Origin of the sequence: Streptomyces albidus (ex Kaewkla and Franco 2022) (assembly GCF_013870515.1) — a bacterium.
Taxonomy (GTDB): domain Bacteria; phylum Actinomycetota; class Actinomycetes; order Streptomycetales; family Streptomycetaceae; genus Streptomyces; species Streptomyces albidus.
On sequence record NZ_JACBXA010000452.1, the window covers coordinates 1 to 2,254 of the forward strand.

A 2,254-nucleotide genomic window follows, 5' to 3' on the forward strand; every position below is an offset into this window, starting at 1 on the left:
GGGCCAGAGCCTCCGCCGCCCGCAGGGCCGCCTCCGCGGCGGCCCAGCCCTCGCCGGTGAACATGCACTGTTCGACCAGCAGCGCCGCCTGCCGCAGCGAAGCCGCCGTGTCCGTGGCGACGTACGGCTCCAGCAGGGCCGCCGCGTCCTCCCAGCAGCCGCGGGAGCGCAGGCGCCACACCGCGCGGTCCACCGGCGAGACCGCGAGCAGTTGATCCGAAGGCGCGCCGCCCCCGAAGGCCGGTGAGGGTTCGCCGCCTTCGGGGTCCAGGTTCACCGAACGTGACATGGCGGTGTCCGCCACAGTTGTCCTCCAAGCGCGCCGTCGAGCTTCGAGCCGGATGTGAGCGCATCTCAGCACGGAGTGCGGAACCGGGCCAAGAGTCTCACTGTGAATCAGTTCACAAAGTTCTACCCGACGCCTTCCACGGCCACGCTGGCGGGGTCGGACTTTGTGCTTCCGGTCGGCATCGTCACAGGTCGTGGCGGGTGCGGGGCGCAGAGTGGCACTGCCGATACGCCCTACGCCTTCTTCTGCGCGCGCTTCGCCTCCTGCTTGAACGCGCGGACCCGCTCCAGCGAGTCCTGCCCGGTGATGTCCGCCGCCGACCGGAAGGCGTCCTGTTCGCCGTACGCGCCCGCTGCTTCCCGCCAGCCCGCCGGAGTCACGCCCATCTGCTTGCCCAGCAGCGCCAGGAAGATCTGCGACTTCTGCTTGCCGTAGCCGGGCAGAGCGTTGAGCCGGTTCAGAACCTCCTTGCCGCTGTCGACGCCGCGCCACACGGCGCTCGCGTCGCCGTCGTAGTGGTCGACCAGGAACTGGCACAACTGCTGGACCCGCTTGGCCATCGAACCCGGATAGCGGTGAACGGCGGGCTTCTGCGACAGCAGCGCCGCGAACTCCTCCGGGTCGCGGGCGGCGATCGCACGGGCGTCCAGGTCGTCCTCGCCCATGCGCTGCGCGATGGTGTACGGGCCGGTGAACGCCCATTCCATGGGTACCTGCTGGTCCAGCAGCATGCCGGTCATGGCGGCCAGCGGACTGCGGCTGAGCAACTCGTCGGCTTCCGGCTGCTGTGCCAGCCGAAGTGTGATGTCCATGGGCCGATGATCGCCCTCTCGACGCCGCATCGCACGTCTGCCTCCGCGTCTTTCTCAAGGCGTGACCGGCCGGTTGTCGTGAGCAACTGGCCGGGCCGGCTGCCCGGCGGCGCGGTCGGTCCCGGAGGGGGTCAGGAGCGGGCAAGCCCCACCGTGCGGGACAACTCATCGCCCTCGGTGGGCAGTTGACCTCTGCACGGCGGTAGTGGATCGACGGCTCCGCGCTCCAGCCCGTAGCCGTCCGCGGACGGGCCTCGGTGGCTCAGCATGACGCTGAGCCACCGAGTCACTCCCTCTTTTCAGAGCTGACGCGCCTCCCGTCGCGCGATCATTCGTTCACGTAACGCATGTACTTGTCCCAGTCCCAGTTCGGACCGGGGTCCGTGTGATCGTTACCGGGGACCTCGGCGTGGCCGACTATGTGCTCGCGGTCCCTCGGGATCCCGTACTTGTCGGCCAGACTCCTCGTCAGCGCGGCCGAGGAGCGGTACATCTCTTCGGTGAAGTACGACGGGTCGTCGACGAAGCCCTCGTGCTCGATGCCGATCGCTGTGGGGTTGCCGTTACCGACGTGCCAGGCGGTGTCGCCGTCGTCGACCATCTGGGTCACCTGGCCGTCGGCGGAACGCACCACATAGTGGGCGCTGACCTCTGCCTCCGGGTTCTTGAACCAGTTGATCGTGCTGTCGTAGCTGCCCTGCGTGACGTGGATGACGACCTGTGAGATCTCCCCGCTCCGGCCGGGGGTGTAGTTCGCCGGGTCGGCCGGGTCGAAGTTGGGCGGTGCCGGAGCCTCGGCGGGCGGCGCAGCGGGTGGCGGTGCCGGTGCGTCGGCCGGGGGCGCAGCGGGTGGCGGTGCCGGAGCCTCGGCCGGGGGTGGTGCCGGTGCGTCGGCCGGTGCTGGTGCCGGTGGTGCTGCCGGTACCTCGTCGGGGAGGCCGTCGGCTGCGTGTCGCTCGGGTTCTTCCACGGGCGGCGGTGCCGGTACCTCGTCGGGGAGGCCGTCGGCTGCGTGTCGCTCGGGTTCTTCCACGGGCGGCGGTGCCGGTACCTCGTCGGGGAGGCCGTCGGCTGCGTGTCGCTCAGGTTCCTCCACCGGCGCCGGAGCCGGGGGACCGTCGTTCGCCGGCGGGGGCCCCGCTGGAGCGGGAGC

2 protein-coding genes and 1 pseudogene are annotated in these 2,254 nt (G+C 70.5%); all 3 read right to left on the reverse strand.

All coding sequences use genetic code 11. The features are described 5' to 3' along the window. Window positions 1-289, reverse strand: a pseudogene (locus H5J26_RS30395) (hypothetical protein); the annotation flags it as partial. Between the two features lie 233 nt (window positions 290-522). Next, window positions 523-1,101: an HhH-GPD-type base excision DNA repair protein gene (locus tag H5J26_RS30400; protein WP_181769169.1), complete on the reverse strand. Its 579-nt coding sequence runs from the start codon at window positions 1,099-1,101 to the stop codon at window positions 523-525. A gap of 328 nt (window positions 1,102-1,429) precedes the next feature. Beyond that, window positions 1,430-2,254 (reverse strand): peptidoglycan recognition family protein (locus H5J26_RS32480; protein ID WP_181769170.1); only part of this gene is annotated, 825 nt, incomplete at its 5' end.

What these genes read in the sequence shown, in the direction of transcription:
- H5J26_RS30400 (WP_181769169.1), bottom strand. Translation starts at nt 1,101, where the DNA reads ATGGACATCACACTTCGGCTGGCACAGCAGCCGGAAGCCGACGAGTTG.